The sequence below is a fragment of the Bradyrhizobium sp. BRP20 genome, assembly GCF_020194215.1.
Taxonomy (GTDB): domain Bacteria; phylum Pseudomonadota; class Alphaproteobacteria; order Rhizobiales; family Xanthobacteraceae; genus Bradyrhizobium; species Bradyrhizobium yuanmingense.
This window is the reverse complement of the sequence record NZ_JADYVY010000003.1, coordinates 166,461-182,755: the sequence shown is the minus strand read 5'-3', so window position 1 is coordinate 182,755 and position 16,295 is coordinate 166,461. Positions and strand designations below refer to the sequence as shown.

General features: G+C 63.2%; 15 protein-coding genes. 10 read left to right on the top strand and 5 right to left on the bottom strand.

The annotated features are described in order from the left end of the window. The 4 genes from I6F33_RS09855 (at window position 1) to I6F33_RS09840 (ending at window position 5,587) form a co-directional block, all read left to right on the top strand. Window positions 1-678, top strand: a complete 678-nt coding sequence (locus I6F33_RS09855) for a DUF4286 family protein (RefSeq protein ID WP_225142226.1) — start codon at window positions 1-3, stop codon at window positions 676-678. Between the two features lie 240 nt (window positions 679-918). Then, the gene (locus I6F33_RS09850; RefSeq protein ID WP_036027274.1) at window positions 919-2,718 is read left to right on the top strand and encodes an FAD-dependent oxidoreductase; all 1,800 of its coding nucleotides are present in this window, start codon (window positions 919-921) and stop codon (window positions 2,716-2,718) included. Then, the gene (locus tag I6F33_RS09845) at window positions 2,688-4,535 is read left to right on the top strand and encodes a 2-oxoacid:acceptor oxidoreductase subunit alpha (RefSeq protein WP_225112121.1); all 1,848 of its coding nucleotides are present in this window, start codon (window positions 2,688-2,690) and stop codon (window positions 4,533-4,535) included. The genes I6F33_RS09850 and I6F33_RS09845 overlap by 31 nt, the downstream gene beginning before the upstream one ends. Continuing rightward, window positions 4,532-5,587: a 2-oxoacid:ferredoxin oxidoreductase subunit beta gene (locus I6F33_RS09840; protein WP_036027279.1), complete on the top strand. Its 1,056-nt coding sequence runs from the start codon at window positions 4,532-4,534 to the stop codon at window positions 5,585-5,587. The genes I6F33_RS09845 and I6F33_RS09840 overlap by 4 nt, the downstream gene beginning before the upstream one ends. Here I6F33_RS09840 and I6F33_RS09835 read toward each other — a convergent pair whose 3' ends face one another. After that, window positions 5,588-6,034 carry a DUF4399 domain-containing protein gene (locus I6F33_RS09835; protein ID WP_036007306.1) on the bottom strand — a complete coding sequence of 149 codons (447 nt, stop codon included), beginning with the start codon at window positions 6,032-6,034 and terminating at the stop codon, window positions 5,588-5,590. 17 nt (window positions 6,035-6,051) lie between these two features. Continuing rightward, the gene (locus tag I6F33_RS09830) at window positions 6,052-7,617 is read right to left on the bottom strand and encodes an SUMF1/EgtB/PvdO family nonheme iron enzyme (protein ID WP_225112118.1); all 1,566 of its coding nucleotides are present in this window, start codon (window positions 7,615-7,617) and stop codon (window positions 6,052-6,054) included. Window positions 7,618-7,938: 321 nt separating this feature from the next. Here I6F33_RS09830 and I6F33_RS09825 point away from each other — a divergent pair, with 321 nt between their 5' ends. The 6 genes from I6F33_RS09825 (at window position 7,939) to I6F33_RS09800 (ending at window position 10,720) form a co-directional block, all read left to right on the top strand. After that, complete coding sequence (locus I6F33_RS09825) at window positions 7,939-8,559, top strand: hypothetical protein (RefSeq protein ID WP_225142224.1); 621 nt, start codon at window positions 7,939-7,941, stop codon at window positions 8,557-8,559. 39 nt (window positions 8,560-8,598) lie between these two features. Beyond that, complete coding sequence (locus I6F33_RS09820) at window positions 8,599-9,048, top strand: DsrE family protein (RefSeq protein WP_225142222.1); 450 nt, start codon at window positions 8,599-8,601, stop codon at window positions 9,046-9,048. Window positions 9,049-9,276: 228 nt separating this feature from the next. Continuing rightward, window positions 9,277-9,600 carry a helix-turn-helix transcriptional regulator gene (locus tag I6F33_RS09815; protein WP_157281764.1) on the top strand — a complete coding sequence of 108 codons (324 nt, stop codon included), beginning with the start codon at window positions 9,277-9,279 and terminating at the stop codon, window positions 9,598-9,600. After that, window positions 9,597-10,025, top strand: a complete 429-nt coding sequence (locus I6F33_RS09810; protein WP_225142220.1) for an SRPBCC domain-containing protein — start codon at window positions 9,597-9,599, stop codon at window positions 10,023-10,025. Before I6F33_RS09815 ends, I6F33_RS09810 begins: the two co-directional genes overlap by 4 nt. 39 nt (window positions 10,026-10,064) lie before the next feature. After that, on the top strand, window positions 10,065-10,268 hold the full coding sequence (locus I6F33_RS09805; protein WP_225142217.1) for a hypothetical protein: 204 nt from the start codon (window positions 10,065-10,067) through the stop codon (window positions 10,266-10,268). Window positions 10,269-10,279: 11 nt separating this feature from the next. Beyond that, complete coding sequence (locus tag I6F33_RS09800) at window positions 10,280-10,720, top strand: DUF1801 domain-containing protein (RefSeq protein WP_109145916.1); 441 nt, start codon at window positions 10,280-10,282, stop codon at window positions 10,718-10,720. 212 nt (window positions 10,721-10,932) lie between these two features. Here the strand turns inward: I6F33_RS09800 and I6F33_RS09795 are convergent, their stop codons facing one another. From I6F33_RS09795 to I6F33_RS09785, 3 genes are read right to left on the bottom strand one after another with little or no spacing between them, the layout of a single operon-like run. Then, the gene (locus I6F33_RS09795; RefSeq protein ID WP_225112114.1) at window positions 10,933-12,471 is read right to left on the bottom strand and encodes a SpoVR family protein; all 1,539 of its coding nucleotides are present in this window, start codon (window positions 12,469-12,471) and stop codon (window positions 10,933-10,935) included. Next, window positions 12,468-13,745: a YeaH/YhbH family protein gene (locus I6F33_RS09790; RefSeq protein WP_193374965.1), complete on the bottom strand. Its 1,278-nt coding sequence runs from the start codon at window positions 13,743-13,745 to the stop codon at window positions 12,468-12,470. Before I6F33_RS09790 ends, I6F33_RS09795 begins: the two co-directional genes overlap by 4 nt. Window positions 13,746-13,775: 30 nt before the next feature. Further along, window positions 13,776-15,719, bottom strand: coding sequence for a PrkA family serine protein kinase (locus I6F33_RS09785; protein WP_036007284.1), 1,944 nt, complete (start codon window positions 15,717-15,719; stop codon window positions 13,776-13,778). Between the last annotated feature and the right edge of the window lie 576 nt (window positions 15,720-16,295).

Genomic DNA, 16,295 nt, shown 5'->3' with positions numbered 1-16,295 from the left:
ATGCCGCTCGCCGGAAAGGGCATGCTGCTGACGTCGATGAACATCGACGCTTCGGACGAGGCCGATTTCAACCGCTGGTACGATCGCGAGCATCTGAAAGAGCGCGTCGCGATCGACGGATTTCTCGAAGCGCGGCGCTATGTCGCGCATGCCGCCAACCCCAAATATCTCTCGCTGTACTCGACCGAAACGCTCGGCGTGCTCGACAGCCCCGCCTACCGGGCGCGCCTCGCCGACCAGACCGAATGGTCGCGGCGATCCATGGCGCGCTTCAGGGACATGCTGCGCGTGGTCGTGCGCATCACAATCAGCAAGGGTACTGGCCGCGGCGCGTCGCTCGGCCTGGTGCGGCTGCGGCCGACGCCCGACAACGCCGGTGCGTGGCGTGATGCGCTGCAAGAAAAGCTGGCGCCGCAGGACCGCGACGGCATCATCTCGATGCACCTGCTCGAAAGCGAGCCGGAATTGTCGGGCGCAACGGCGGGAATTCCGGCGGTGCGCAACGAGGGCGCGCGCGACTGGTTCGTGCTGATCGACGGCACGCATGTCAATGCGGTCTCCGCCGTCATCGCCGAGCGCTTCACCGGCCCGGCTGCGGCGCCCTTCCCGCTCCCCATCTCCGTCGGCACCTACTGCCTGATGTGGGACCTCGCCAAGAGCGATGTCGCGCGCGGCTGAACGGCATCCGCATCGCAGCATATTGCACCGCACGCATCTCGTGCGCCGCGCGTTAATGCCGTGCACGCGTAGCTCCCATGAAAGCGGTGACGCGCGCAAATTTGCCGTTGTACTTCGGAACGGTTCTAATAAGCTAACCCAATGACGTCATTCAGAAACCAGATCAAAGCGCGTTAAGCGCTCGCCAAGCTCAAACAAAAAAGGCCGCGGGGTCTTCGGACCTGCGCGGACAGGGTAGGAATGAAACCGACCGACATCGCGGCCCCCGACTACTTTCACAAAGTGGTCGATTGCCAATGGGCCTGTCCTGCGCACACCCCGGTTCCCGAATACATCCGACTGATCGCCCAAGGCCGCTACAGCGATGCCTACATGATCAATTGGAAATCGAACGTGTTTCCCGGCATTCTGGGACGCACCTGCGATCGTCCCTGCGAGCCGGCGTGCCGGCGCGGACGCGTCGAGGAAAATCCTGTCGCGATCTGCCGCCTCAAGCGCGTTGCCGCCGATTTCAAGGACGACATCAGGCAGCGGTTGCCGAAGCCCGGCCCGAAGAACGGCAAGCGCGTCGCGCTGGTCGGCGGCGGTCCCGCTTCGCTGACGGTGGCGCGCGATCTCGCGCCGCTCGGCTATCACTGCACCGTGTTCGACGCCGACCCGGAAGCCGGCGGCATGATGCGCACGCAGATCCCGAAATTCCGCCTGCCCAATTCGGTGATCGACGAGGAGACCGGCTACATCCTCAACCTCGGCGTCGAGTTCAAAGGCGGCCACCGCATCGACAGCATGAAGGCGCTGCTCGCGGAGAAATACGACGCGATCTTCGTCGGCTCCGGCGCGCCCCGCGGCCGCGAGCTCGAGCTTCCCGGCCGGAAAGAGGCCGCCGCCAACATCCATATCGGCATCGAATGGCTGGCCAACGTGTCGTTCGGCCATGTCGACAAGATAGGCAAGCGCGTCATCGTGCTCGGCGGCGGCAACACCGCGATGGATTGCTGCCGCACCGCGCGCCGGCTCGGCGGCGAGAAAGTCACGGTGGTCGTGCGTTCCGGCTTCGACGAGATGAAGGCCTCGCCCTGGGAGAAGGAAGACGCGATCCACGAGGATATCCCGATCCTCAACTACATGGTCCCGGTGGCCTTCAAGCATGTCGCCGGCAAGCTGATCGGCGTCACCTTCCAGCACGTCAAAGCCGAATACGACGCCAAAGGCCGCCGCAATCTGGTGCCTTCGGGCGATCCCGATCAGACCATTCCCTGCGACGACGTGCTGGTCGCGGTCGGTCAGGAGAACGCCTTCCCCTGGATCGAGCAGGATTGCGGCATCGAGTTCGACAAATGGCACATGCCGAAGGTCGATCCGAAGACCTTCGCCTCGACCAATCCGAAAGTGTTCTTCGGCGGCGATGCCGCGTTCGGCCCGAAGAACATCATCTGGGCGGTCGCGCACGGCCATGACGCCGCGCTGTCGATCCACAAGATGCTCTCGGGCGAAGCGGTCGACGAACGGCCGCTGCCGGAGGTGCAGATCTCCTCGCAGAAGATGGGCATCCACGAATGGAGCTATGACAACGACATCTCGCCCGACAAGCGCTATAAGGTACCGCATCGCGACAAGGTCGTTGCGCTGAAGGACATCCGCGCCGAGGTCGAGCTCGGCTATGATGTCAAGCTGGCGCTCGGCGAAGCGCATCGCTGCCTGAACTGCGACGTGCAGACCGTGTTCTCGACCTCGCTCTGCATCGAGTGCGACGCCTGCGCCGACATCTGCCCGATGGATTGCATCACCTTCACCGCCAACGGCGAGGAAAGCGATCTGCGCCAGCGCCTGAAGGCGCCCTCCGCGCATCCGGACCAGGACCTCTACGTCTCCTCGGACCTGAAGACCGGGCGGGTGATGGTGAAGGACGAGGATGTCTGCCTGCATTGCGGGCTGTGCGCCGAGCGCTGTCCCACCGGCGCCTGGGACATGCAGAAATATTTCATCGAGATGACCCACGCAGGTTCGACATGTCCGACAAAAAGCCGATCAGCAGCGTAAACGACTTCGTCGTCCGCTTCGCCAACGTCAACGGCTCGGGCTCGGCCAGCGCCAACGAGATGTTCGCGCGCGCGATCCTGCGCCACGGCGTGCCTGTCAGCCCACGCAACATCTTCCCCTCCAACATCCAGGGCCTGCCGACCTGGTACGAGGTGCGCGTGACGGAAGCCGGCCATCTCGGCGCACGCGGCGGCGTCGACATGATGGTGGCGATGAATCCGCAGACCTGGGACAAGGACGTCGCCGGCATCGAGCCCGGCGGCTACCTGTTCTACGATTCCACCAAGCCGATGCCGTCGACCAAATTCCGCGACGACATCACAGTGATCGGCGTGCCGCTGACTGCGATCACCAACTCGACCTATACCGATCCGCGTCAGCGACAGCTGTTCAAGAACATCATCTATTTGGGCGCGCTCAGCGCGTTGCTCGACATGGACCCCAAGCTGATCGAGCAGCTGATCGGCGAGCAGTACAAAGGCAAGGAGAAGCTGCTCTCCTCCAACGTCCATGCGCTGCATCTCGGCCGCGACTGGGCGCTGCAGAACCTGAAATGTCCGATTGGGCTGCGCGTGAAGAAGTCCGACAAGGTCGGCGACCGCATCTTCATCGAGGGCAACAGCGCCGCCGCGCTCGGCGCGGTCTATGGTGGCGCCACCGTGTGTGCCTGGTATCCGATCACGCCGTCCTCGTCGGTGGCCGAGGCTTTCACCGCCCATTGCAAGAAGTACCGGCACGATCCTGAAACGGGCAAGGCGAAATACGCGATCGTGCAGGGCGAGGACGAGCTCGCGTCGATCGGCATCGTGATCGGCGCGTCCTGGAACGGCGCCCGCGCCTTCACGGCGACCTCCGGCCCCGGCATCTCACTGATGACGGAGTTCATCGGCCTCTCGTACTTTGCCGAGATTCCGGCCGTGATCATGAACATCCAGCGCGCCGGCCCCTCCACGGGCATGCCGACCCGCACCCAGCAATGCGACATCATCGCCTGCGCCTATGCCTCGCATGGCGACACCAAGCATGTGCTGCTGTTCCCCGAGGACCCGGCCGAGGCCTTCGAGTTCGCGGCCGCCGCCTTCGATCTCGCCGAGCGGCTGCAGACGACGATCTTCCTGATGCTCGATCTCGACATCGGCATGAACCACCGGCTCTGCCGCCCGCTGAAGTGGGACGATGCCAGGCAATATGACCGCGGCAAGGTGATGACGGCGGCGATGCTGGAGGAAGGCCGCGACTTCGGCCGCTATCTCGACGTCGACGGCGACGGCATTCCCTACCGCACCTATCCCGGCACGCATCCGACCAAGGGCTCCTACTTCACCCGCGGCACGTCGCGGGACCGCTATGCGCGCTACTCCGAGGAAGGCACGGTCTACGCCGACAACATGCAGCGCCTGATGCGCAAGTTCGAGACCGCGCAGGACCTGGTGCCGCGTCCGCTGCAGGCCAATGCGGAACGGCCGACCAAATATGGCGTGATCTATTTCGGCTCGACCTCGCCGGCGATGGACGAGGCGATCGGCCTGCTGGAAGCGCGCGGGCATCAGCTCGACCGTCTGCGCATCCGCGCCTTCCCGTTCCATTCCAGCGTGGCCAGCTTCCTCGCCGAGCACGATTTCGTATACGTCGTCGAGCAGAACCGCGACAGCCAGCTGCGCCAGCTCATCGTCAACGAGAACGGCATCGATCCCGTCCGGCTGGTGCCGATCGTGCATTACGACGGCACGCCGATCACTGCTCGCTTCATCGCCAAGGCCATTGGCGACCACCAGGACCACCTCAAGGTGACCCCGCTCCGCAAGGCCGTTTCATGACTTACATCGCAAAACCGAAATTCCATCATCCGGGTCTGAAGAAGAACGCGCTCGGCTACACGCATCGCGATTACGAGGGCAAGATCTCGACGCTGTGTGCCGGCTGCGGCCACGATTCGATCACCGCCTCGATCATCGAAGCCTGCTACGAGCTCTCGATCGAGCCGCACCGGGTGGCGAAGATCTCCGGCATCGGCTGTTCGTCGAAGACGCCGGACTATTTCCTCGGCAATTCGCACGGCTTCAACTCCGTGCACGGCCGCATGCCATCCGTGCTGACAGGCGCCAATCTCGCCAACCGCGATCTGATCTATCTCGGCGTCTCCGGCGACGGCGATTCCGCCTCGATCGGCTTCGGGCAGTTCGCGCATTCGATCCGGCGCGGCGTCAACATGACCTATATCGTCGAGAACAACGGCGTTTACGGCCTGACCAAGGGTCAGTTCTCGGCCACCGCCGACCGCGGCTCGAAGAGCAAGAAGGGCGTCACCAACACGGACAACGCCATCGACCTCGTCGCCATCGCGCTACAATTAGGGGCCACCTTCGTGGCGCGCTCGTTCTCCGGCGACAAGAGCCAGCTGGTGCCGCTGATCGCCGCCGCGATCGGCCACAAGGGCGCGTCCTTCATCGACGTGATCAGCCCCTGCATCGCCTTCAACAACCATGCCGGCTCGACCAAGAGCTTCGACTATGTCCGCGAGCACAATGACGCCGTGAACCGGCTCGACGTGCTGGTCGGCCGCGACCCGATTGCGGTGGACTACGCGCCCGGCACGGTGCAGGTGGTCGAGCAGCACGACGGCAGCAAGATCGCGCTGCGCAAGATCGATGCGGATTACGATCCGCACGACCGCCTGGGCGCCCAGACCTTCCTAGCAAGGCACGCCGCCAAGGGCCAGATCGTCACCGGTCTTCTGTACGTCGACCCTGAGGCCGAAGACCTGCACGAGCATCTCAACACGGTCGAGACGCCGCTCAACGCGCTGGAGGCGGACACGCTCTGCCCGGGCTCGGCGGTGCTGGACAAGATCAACGCCAGCCTGCGGTGATCATCTTCGCGCTGATGCCGCCGGCCTGACGCGTATCGTGATCTTCTCCGACACGACGGGTGGTTCGAACGGATAGTGCTTGGCGTCGCCAAGCACCAGTTGCAGCGTGTGCGTGCCCGGCGGAAGCTCGAGAAACGTTTCGGTTTGTCCGGCTCCGAAATGCAGATGGGACTTGTCCTGCGGAATCGGCTCCTTGGCATCAATGGGGTCTTTCACATCGATCAACAGATGATGGTGGCCGGCATTGTGGTAGTCGTCACCGGCATGCGTCACGCCCATGTTGCGCAGGCCGAACCGGACCCAAAACCCACCACGGATCTTCTGGCCGTCATACGGCGAGATGAAATAAAGCTTGGCGTCCTTTGGCGCAGTTTTGCCTTGCGGATAGGCCGCGCCGGGGAGCAATGCGATGGCGGCCGCGAGCGCGATACAGGAAACGATCTTCATCAAATTGACTCCAGTACCTACGGACTGAGCGCGATCCGGAATCCATGCGTGGGGTAACGGACGCCGGTGTCGTATCCACCGCGGTTTGACGGCCGCACATATCTCGAATCGTTCTTCCAGGAGCCTGAGCGCAGGACATGAGAGCCGCAGTCAGGGCTAGTCCACGCCGAGCCGTCGCTGGGCGCGCCCTGATACGTCCGGTGCCAGCAGTCTGCGACCCACTGATCGATGCCGCCGCCCATGTCGTAAAGCCCGAATGGATTGGGCTTGAAACTGCCGACCTTGGCCGGCTGCTCGGCCGCAAGTTCACCGCAATCCTTGCAGCCCGCCATGCCCGGCTGGAGCTTGTCGCCCCACCAATATTTGGTCTGTGTCCCGCCGCGTGCCGCATATTCCCATTCGGCTTCGCTGGGAAGCCGGTAGGGCTTCTTCGTCGCTTGCGCGAGCCAGGCGACATATTGCTGCGCATCGGTCCAGCTCACATTGCTGACCGGGGCATCGTCCTTGCCAGTGGCCGTGAATCCGCACGCCTTGGCAGCAGCGCATTCGTTCCACTCCTGCACCGTTACCGGATATTTTCCGATCGAGAACGGCTTGATCGTGACCTGATGGACGGGTCGTTCGGTCGGATCGTCATTGCTTCCCATCGCGAAGCTGCCGCCACGAATGGCGATCATTTCGGGTTCCCGGACCGGCGTCACCGATGGACTGGATGCCGGAGACGGTGAAGGCGATGCTGCGGGCGGTGGCACCGTTGTGGGCAACGGAGAAGCCGCGGGTGCGGCTTGTGGCGCCGGTGCTGCCGGGCTCGGTAACGACGGAACGGACTGCGGCGCCGGCGAAGCCAACGGCGCCGCGATCGGGGGAGCGGCAGCCTGTTGCCCCACCTGGCTGCGGTGCTGCACCAGCACGTACCAAAGCACGTAGCCGGCAATCACCAGCAATGCCGTGATCAGAAGAAAGAGCAGGACGTTCTCACGCCGGCTTCTTGTCTTGCCGACCGCATCAGCGTCCGGCAGCACACGATACACGCGCACCGGATCGGTGATGTTCTTGACCTTGCGGTCGCCGAGCGACTCATAGCCGCATACGATCTTGTGTTTGATCTGCTCGTAGATCGCGCCGGATATGAAGACCTGCCCCGGCTCCGCGATGCCCTCGATACGCGTGGCGATGTTGACGCCGTCACCATAGATGTCGTCCGGCTCCACGATGACGTCACCGAGATTGACTCCGATCCGATATTCGAGCCGGGAATGCTTGGGAATGGAGGCGTTGCGGCCGACGAGATTCTGCTGGATGACGATGCTGCATCGAACGGCTTCCACGGGACTGTCGAATATGGCGATGAAGCCGTCGCCGGTCGTCTTCACCAGACTTCCATGGTGCTCGATGATGCTGGGCTGGATGATGTCGCGCTCGATCCGCTTGACGCGGGCATGCGTGCCTTCCTCGTCGGCCTGCATCAACCGGCTGTAGGAGACGATATCGCCGACGATGATCGCGGCGAGACGGCGAGGCATTCCGCTGTGCGGCGGCGGCTCGTCGGGATTTCCGGGTCTGAAGTTGCGAATTTCGCCCATGCGGGGGACTCCACAAACTTACAAGGCAGCCCCAGCCTACGACCGCCAAAGGCGATCGTCTGTGAAGGCTATCACATTGACGAACCGAGACAATGTCGCAGCGATTGCAGGCTTCAAGTTCCGAAGAGCCGCCCGCTTCACCGCTTGAACCTTCTCGAGCCCATCAGTGACTAAGGCGGAGCGTGAAGCGAGTTGCGCGAATCCGCACCGCGACCACCGCTCGAGCGGCTTGCGACGGTTGAACGCGGGTCACCAATTCTGCGTCTAACAGACAGCAGCTCTGTCCTGCTGCGACGAAATTGTCGTGTGCACGAGGCCCTTATGAAGCTCGTCATCCTTGCTGCCCTCACTTTTGCTGCGCTGACCAGCGTCGGCCGCGCCGAGGAAGTCGACGATATCCGCGAGGCCGGTAAGGCCGAGGCCGAGACCTTCAATACGCGGATGTATGCGAAGCCTCCCGGCGACAAGGCCTATGCCTGCTTCGTCCGCCGCTACGATGCCGACCATCTGGCGCGGCATCCGAAGCAGAAGGTCGCCGCGATGAAGCTGCTGATCTCCGCGGAATTCGACAAGGAGGACAAGGAGCTTCACCATTCCTTCCGCCTTGGCTTCAGGTACCGTCACCGCAGCGGCGATTTCGACTCCAGCGGCTCGTGCAACCACGCCGTATTCACCAGGAGCGGCGACGAGGTCCGCCTCGGCTGCGGCGTCGACTGCGATGGCGGCGGCATCGGCGTTGCGCTCTCCAAGGACGACAAGTCCGCGATCGCCCGGCTCGAACGTGTCAGGGTCTGGCAGAACAACAAGCCGGACGATGACGCCGAGCATTCGCTGACCGCCGGCGCCGACGACAAGATTTTCCGGCTCGACCGGGCCGACAATCGCGAGTGCGCCTCGCTGGTGACCGACCGCAAGGAACTCGCGGCGCTGCGCCACAAGTGATATGCCTGCGGCAATGTCAGGCAATCCAGGGAGAATGCCATGAACCGCCGCAGCATCTTGTGGAGCGCCGTCTCGGCTTTGGGCGCAGCACTCGGCGCCTCCGGCGCCAGAGCCGCGACGGAAGTGAGCGCGAGTAGCAAGCTGAAAGTCGCCTACCATCTCAGCGACGCCGAGAAGGTCCATTTCGTGCTCGGAAACATCCAGAACCACATCGACGGGGTCGGCGGCCCAGAGCATGTGACGATCGCGCTGGTGATCCACGGCCCGGCGCTGAAGGCGTTTCACTCGGCGCAGGCCAACCCCGACGTCAGCAAGCGCGTCGGTGACTTCTCCCAGGGCGGCATCGAGCTCGCCGCCTGCGGCAACACGATGAAAGCGCAGAACGTGACGCTGAGCGAGCTGCTGCCGGGTTTCATCAACGCCGAGAAGGGCGGCGTGGTCCGGCTGGCCGAGCTGCAGTCGCAGGGGTATCTGTATTTGCGGCCGTAGGCGGGCACGGCGATGGCTGGCGCAGCCCTTTCCGCGTCATTGCGAGGAGCCCTTGCGACGGAGCAATCCAGACTGTCTCCGAGGAGGGATTCTGGATTGCTTCGCTGCGCTCGCAATGACGGCGGAGGACGTTGCGCGAGCGACAGCCATTTCCCTCCAAGTCCACTTGACTCACCCATAACTCTACAGTTATGAGTCTACCCATAACCTCCCGGTTATGGATTTTTCATGCCTCCCACCCCCGACCTTCTGTTCAGGACGCTCGCCGATCCCACCCGGCGAGCGATCTTCGAGCGGCTGTGCCGTGAGGGGGAGCAGACGGTCGGGGCGCTGACGGCACGATCCGGCGTGTCGCAGCCGGCGGTGTCGAAACATCTTGGCGCCCTGAAGCAGGCGGGCCTGGTTCGCGACCGGCACGAAGGACGGCAGACCCATTACAGCGCGCAGCCCGGTGCGCTCAATCCGCTGATCGACTGGACCGGCCAGATGGCCGGGTTCTGGCAGAAAAGGTTAGATGCCCTCGACGATCTCCTGAAGAGGATGGACCAATGAACGCCCCCGCCGAGACGCGCTCCGTCGTGATCGAGCGCGAATTTGCCTATCCCGCCGAGCGGCTCTGGCGCGCGCTGACGCAGCCGCATCTGATCGAGGAATGGCTGATGAAGAACGACTTCAGGCCGGTCGTCGGCCATCGCTTCAATCTGCGCGGCGAATGGGGCGGCGTGCTGGACTGCGAGGTGCTCACCATCGAGCCGCAGAGGACGCTGGCCTACACCTGGAATTTCTCGCATGAGGACGCCGCCTTCGACCTCAAGAGCATCGTCACCTTCACGCTGACGCCGACGAGCGCGGGCACGCATCTGCGCGTCGAGCAGGTGGGCTTCCGCCCGACGCAGAAACAGGCGTTCGGCGGCGCGCATGCCGGCTGGAAGCAGTTTTTGGCCAAGCTGGACGATTTGCTGGCGCGGGCGAGCTAGCTCCACCACCCATTCCGATCATTCTCAAAGGAGGTCCCAATGAGCACGCCTATGTGGATTCGGCAGATCCATCGCTGGCTGTCGATGGCTTTCACGCTTGCCGTCATCGCCAACATCATGGCGATGACGATGCAAGTCGAGGCCGTGTGGATCGGCTTCCTGGCGCTGGTGCCGCTGATTCCGCTGCTCGCGACCGGGCTCTATCTGTTCGCGCTACCTTATCGCGGCCGCAGCAACGCGTGAACGAGGCCATGATGAAGAAGCCCGTGGCGGCGAAGACGAGCAGCGCGAAGCAAGCAGGTACCGCCTCGCCATCCAAGCTGATCGACGGCCGGATCAAGGAGCTCGGCGACTGGCGCGGCGAGATGCTGGGGCGGGTTCGCGCGCTGATCAAGGAGGCCGACCCTGATGTCGTCGAAGAGTGGAAATGGCGCGGTGTTCCCGTCTGGGAGCACGACGGCATCATCTGCACCGGCGAGACCTACAAGGAGGTCGTGAAGCTGACCTTCGCCAAGGGCGCCGCGCTGGCGGATCCCGCAGGTCTCTTCAATTCCAGCCTCGACGGCAATGTGCGCCGCGCGATCGATATTCGCGAGGGCGAAACGATCAACGAGAATGCGTTGAAGGCGCTGATCCGCGCGGCGGTCGAGCTGAATGCGAGCAAGAAGAAGCCGGGGAAGCGATCAGCCTCGTAGGCGCGATGGGCCGCCACAAGTGCCTTCCTTCTCCCCTTGCGGGAGAAGGTGGCGCGAAGCGCCGGATGAGGGGTCTCCATCGGCACGGGAGAGTGCGGAGAGATACCCTCACCCCAGTGAGCTTATGTCTGCCGGCGTCGCTGCCCTCTCCCGCAAGGGGCGAGGGCACATCAATGCGCACCTCGCGTGGTGCCCCATGTAGGCAGCCCCCGTCACGCCACCGCCGCCGCGATCGGGCGCGGGCTGACGACGTATTCGCGCAGGACCTTGTCGTTGGCGTCGACCTCGATCAGTGCGACGTCGTAGGTCCAGAGATCGGCCAGGTGCTGGAGCACGCGCTTGGCGTCGGTCTCGTTGAGCTGCGAGCCCTTGATGACGTGGTGATGCAGGATCAGGCGGCGGTCGCCGGAGAGATCGACGTCGACCACCTCGATATTGGCGTCGATGAAGCCGACATCGTGCTGCCGCGCCAGCTCGCGGCGGACGCGGCGAAAGCCGCGCTCGTCGTGGATGGCGTCGACCCGGATGCCGGCGCGCTCCTCGGGATCGTCGTGCAGATGGAACATGCGGAAGTGCCGCATCAGCTTCGGGCTCAGGAACTGCCCGATGAAGCTTTCGTCGCGGTAATTGGCCCAGACGTCGCGCAGCACGCCCATGACGTCGCCCTTGCCGGCGATGTCGGGGAACCACTCGCGGTCCTCGTCTTCCGGATTGGCGACGATGCGCTCGATGTCCTGCATCACCGCGAAGCCGAGCGCGTAAGGATTGAAGCCCGAGAAGCGCGGGTCGTCGAATTCGGGCTGGAACACCACATTGGTGTGCGACCCCAGAAATTCGAGGAAGTTGCCGTCGCTGATGCGACCCTGCTCGTGCAGCTTGGTCATGATGCGATAATGGACGTAGGTCGCCGTCCCCTCGTTCATGACCTTGGTCTGGCTCTGCGGATAGAAATATTGCGCGATGTGGCGAACGATGCGGAGCAGCTCGCGCTGCCAGGGCGCCAGCCGCGGCGCGCTCTTCTCCAGGAAATAGAGCAAATTCTCCTGCGGCAGGCCGAGCAGCTTGCGGCGGCGCTCGATGCTGAGCGTGGAGCGGCTCTTGGCGGCGCCCTTCGGCACGGTGCGCCAGAGATCGTTGAAGACCTCCTCCTCGTGCTGACGGCGACGCCCTGCCCGCTTCTCCTCGGCGCGCAGATCGAGCTTCTTCTTGCCGGGATAACGGTCGATGCCGTGCGACATCAGCGCGTGCGCGGCGTCGAGCGTGCGCTCGACCTCGATGCGGCCGTAGCGATCCTCGCACTGCATGACGTAGTTCTTGGCGAAGTCGAGATAGTCCAGGATGCCGTCGGCATCGGTCCATTGCTTGAACAGATAATTGTTCTTGAAGAAATGGTTGTGGCCGAAGGCGGCGTGCGCGATCACCAGCGTCTGCATCGTCGCGGTGTTCTCCTCCATCAGATAGGAGATGCAGGGCGAGGAGTTGATGACGATCTCGTAGGCCAGCCCCATCAGGCCCTTGCGGTAGGACGCCTCATGGAACGCGAAGTGCTTGCCGAACGACCAGTGCTTGTAGAACAAGGGCATGCCGACCGACGAATAGGCGTCCAGCATCTGCTCGGCGGTGATGACCTCGATCTGGTTCGGATAGACGTCGAGGCCGAGATCCTTCAACGCCACCTCCTCGCAGGCATCGGTGATGCGCTGCAAGGTGTGGAAATCCCAATCGGCGCCTTCGAACAAACGTTCCTTCATGGAGCGGCCTTCTCCTGGGCAGTGTCGCGCCGCTGGAATAGATCGTGGAACACCGGGAAGATCTCGCTGCGCTCCGAGACCTTGCGCATCGAGAGCGGGGCGCCGCTGTTGCGCAGGCGTTCGTAGAGGCTCCAGAGCGAGGAGTCGGAGAGATCGAAGGCGCTGCCGCCGGCCTCGCCGACCTCGAGATAGGCGAAGAACTGGCAGACCGGCAGGATCTTCTCGGTCAAGAGGAGCCCCGTGAGCTCGCCGTCGGAATAGGAATTGTCGCCGTCGGAAGCCTGCGCGGCGTAGATGTTCCAATCCGACGGGTTGAAGCGCTCGCGCACGATCTCGTGCATCGCCTGCAGCGCACTGGAGACCAGCGTGCCGCCCGAGGCCGGACCATAGAAGAAGGTCTGCTCATCGACCTCCTCGGCGCGGTCGGTGTGGCGGATGAAGACGATCTCGACGTGCTTGTAGCGCCGCTTCAGGAACACGTAGAGCAGCATGTAGAAGCGTTTCGCCAGGTCCTTCATGTGCTCGGACATCGAGCCGGAGACGTCCATCAGGCAGAACATCACGGCCTGCGCGACGGGCTTGGGCACCGTCTCGAAGCGCCGGTAGCGGATGTCGAGCGGATCGATGAAGGGGATGCGCTTCGACTTCGCCTTCAATGTTTCGAGCCGGGCCACGAGAGCCGCACGCTCGTCCTCGTCGGTGCATGCTTCGATCGCGGCTTCCAGCTCTTCGATCTCGTCCTTGCGCGGACGCTTGAGCGCGATGCGGCGGGCGAGCGCGAGCTTCACCGTCCGGCTCACCGAGATGTTGGCGGGCGAGCCGGTCATTGTGTAGCCGGCGCGCTGGATGCCTTCGCTCTCGGTCTGCGCGATCTTGCGCTTGGCGAGATCCGGAAGCTCGAGGTCGTCGAGGAACAGATCGACGAACTCGTCACGGCTCAACACGAAACGGAAGGCATCCTCGCTGTCGCCTTCGCCGGGACCGGAATCCTTGGCGCTGCCCTGGCCGGAGCGCTGGAGATAGTCGCCTTCAATGAACTTCTTGTTGCCGGGCAGGACCATGTCGCGCGTCCCGCCTTCACGGCGGAAACGCGGCTCGTGCATGCCGTCGAGTGGAATCGTGACCTCACCACCCTCCAGGACGTCCTTGATGTCGCGTTCCTGCGAGGTCTTCTTGACGGCGCCCTGCACCAGGGATTTGGCCCGACGCAAGAACCGCTGGCGGTTCTCAAGACTCTTGCCGCCTGGATTCAGGCGCCTGTCAATAATGTGAATGGGCACTTTACCATTCGCCTCCCATCCGCCTCAACCGGCCTGCTTCACGCGCATGTACCATTCGACGAGCCGGCGAACCTGACGTTCGGTATAGCCGCGCTCCACCATGCGTGCGACGAACTCGCCGTGCTTCTTCTCCGTCTCGCCGTCCTTCTTCGACCCGAAGGAGATGACCGGAAGCAGGTCCTCGACCTGGGAGAATATCCGCTTTTCGATCACATCGCGAATCTTCTCGTAGGAGGTCCAGGTCGGGTTTTTGCCGCCGTTCTGGGCCCGGGAGCGTAACGAGAATTTGACGACCTCGTTGCGGAAATCCTTGGGGTTGGCGATGCCCGCCGGCTTCTCGATTTTCGTCAGCTCCTGGTTCAAAAGCTCGCGATCGAGCAACTGGCCGGTATCGGGATCCTTGAAGTCCTGGTCCTCGATCCAGGCGTCGGCATAGTCGACGTAGCGATCGAACAGGTTCTGCCCATAATCCGAGTAGGATTCGAGATAGGCCTTCTGGATCTCGTTGCCGATGAACTCGGCATAGCGCGGTGCGAGCTCGGCCTTGATGAACTCGAGATAGCGTTTCTCGGTCTCCTCAGGCAGCTGCTCGCGGCGGATCGCCTGTTCCAGCGCGTACATCAGATGCACGGCGTCGGCGGCCACCTCCTGCGGATCGTGGTTGAACGTCGCGGCCAGGATCTTGAAGGCGAATCGGGTCGAGGCGCCATCCATGCCCTCGTCGACGCCGGCGGCGTCGCGATACTCCTGGACGCTGCGCGCCTTCGGATCGGATTCCTTCAGGCTCTCGCCGTCGTAGACCCGCATCTTGGCGAACAGGGTGGAGTTCTCGTGCTTGCGCAGGCGCGACATCACCGAGAACCGCGCCAGCGTCTCCAGCGTCGACGGCGCGCAAGGCGCCGAGGCGAGCTCGGAGCCCTGGATCAGCTTCTCGTAGATCTTCTGCTCCTCGGTGACCCTGAGGCAGTAGGGCACCTTGATGACGCAGATGCGGTCGATGAAGGCTTCGTTGTTCTTGTTGGCCTTGAAGCTCGCCCACTCGGCTTCGTTCGAGTGCGCCAGGATGATGCCGGTGAACGGGATCGCGCCGATATTCTCGGTGCCGATATAATTGCCTTCCTGGGTTGCGGTCAGCAACGGGTGCAGCATCTTGATCGGCGCCTTGAACATCTCGACGAACTCGAGCACGCCCTGATTGGCGCGGTTGAGGCCGCCGGAATAGCTGTAGGCGTCCGGATCGTTCTGGGCGTAGGTCTCGAGCTTGCGGATGTCGACCTTGCCGACCAGCGAGGAGATGTCCTGGTTGTTCTCGTCACCGGGCTCGGTCTTGGCGATCGCGATCTGGCGCAGCCGCGACGGCTGGATCTTGGCGACCCGGAATTGCGAGATGTCGCCGCCGAAGGCTTCGAGCCGCTTGTAGCACCACGGGCTCATCAGGCCGGTGAGGCGACGGCGCGGAATGCCGTACTTCTCCTCCAGCATCGGACCGAGCTGATCGGGATCGAACAGGCTGAGCGGGCTCTCGAACACGGGCGAGAGCTCGTCGCCGGCCTTGAGCACGTAGATCGGCTGCACTTCCATCAGCGACTTGAGCCGCTCGGCGAGCGAGGACTTGCCGCCGCCGACCGGGCCGAGCAGGTAGAGGATCTGCTTGCGCTCTTCGAGACCTTGCGCCGCATGGCGGAAGAAACCGACGATGCGCTCGATGGTTTCCTCCATGCCGTAGAAGCCGGCGAAGGCTGGATAGGTGCGGATGGTGCGGTTCAAAAAAATACGGCCAAGGCGTGGGTCCTTGGCCGTGTCAATCGTCTGAGGCTCACCGATCGCCGCTAGCAGTCGTTCGGCCGCGTTCGCGTATTTCATGGGATCGCTTCGACACGATTCCAGATATTCCGCCATCGACATGTCGTGCTGGCTTCTCGCCTCGAACGACCGAGCGAAAGCGTTGAATAGAGAATCGTTGTACATGATCCCTCTCCGCGTGAGTTCCGCTACAAGCTGAAACGAAAGCAGTTACCGGACCGTTCCTCAGGCCGTTTCGAATCAGCGTGAGCACATGACAATCATTGGACACCCTGGTGCCGACTCGACGCAACGCACAACGTAGGCACTCCATGAGTTACGAACAGGCACCTGCCTGTAATTTGTGCGAATCTCCGTCTATTCTGGCTCATTTCCAGAAAATGTCACTCGGTCGCCACATCCGGGCGTTCCCGGGGATGGCCCCATCCGGCGGTGCAGCATAGCGATCGGGGAGCGGCGATCTTATGACGCTTGTACGGCGAAGCCTTGCGGTCCCCGTTCATCTTCCTGCTGCAATGCGGTGTGCTGGCGGCCTGTACGTCGCGGCAACGCGCAGCACCGTGTCACAGTCGCTGCCAGGCCAGGCCCACCCCGACGGATGACAACGCGATCGTTCTGTGCGTAACGGCCAGCTTGGGATGCTGCGGAGCTCTTCGCATGTCCGGCGTCGGCCTCAGCACGATCATTTCGTGACCGCGGCAATCTTCGAGCAAGATCTCCGCCATCGAACCCCGTGGCAGA